The 668-nt window shown below is 49.7% G+C and carries 1 protein-coding gene; it reads right to left on the bottom strand.

Annotated features, from left to right (window positions below):
* Nucleotides 1-41 precede the first annotated feature (41 nt).
* On the bottom strand, nucleotides 42-668 hold a 627-nt coding region (locus tag Q1A34_RS21945), incomplete at its 5' end, for a transglycosylase domain-containing protein (RefSeq protein WP_300039651.1).

Below are 668 nucleotides of genomic sequence, written 5' to 3'. Positions count from 1 at the left end.
GAGCCCAAATTGATCAATTCTGCATCTCGTTCAAATGACAGCTATTCCTCCGGTTCGCAGGGGTTCAATGCTTGCACGACTACCAGATCGGTTCGCATTGCAGTTTCAGCCTCACGTTCTGTGACAAAGCCCGCTTCCAGCAACTCTTTAAGGACGAAGTTTCTGCGCTCTACAGCTCGATCATGAAATTTGACAGGATGAAAGGAGCTTGGTGCAGCGGGAAGGCCTGCCAAGTAGGCGAGTTCTTCCAGTCGTAAGTCTCCAACGGGTTTTCCAAAGTAAGCATAAGCTGCAGCAGGAAGACCATAGCAGCCTTGCCCTAAGTAAATTTGGTTCACGTACCAGTTTAGAACCTCTTCACGTGAAAGCGCGTCAACTATCGAAAAGGCAAGCGCTCTCCGGGCAAGCCATATTCGTTGTAGTGCTACTGGATAATGCTTCCCGACCCATTCAACCATCCTGGACTTTTCAAATGTTTGTTCAAAGTAGCGGCGATCGTTAGCCACGACAAAAGCCACTTGTGCCGTGCGAGGTATGGTTGGCCAACTGGCCGAAGCATTTTGATAATGTGCGCGTATGGCATCAGGACTTGGAAGTGCAGGCGTCGGGTCTTGAGCCTTGGCAGCGGATGCCAAAATAATGACAGCGAGCATGCACTGAATTGATTT

This window comes from uncultured Roseobacter sp., assembly GCF_947491795.1.
Taxonomy (GTDB): Bacteria; Pseudomonadota; Alphaproteobacteria; order Rhodobacterales; family Rhodobacteraceae; genus Roseobacter.
This window is presented reverse-complemented; position numbering and strand designations above follow the sequence as displayed.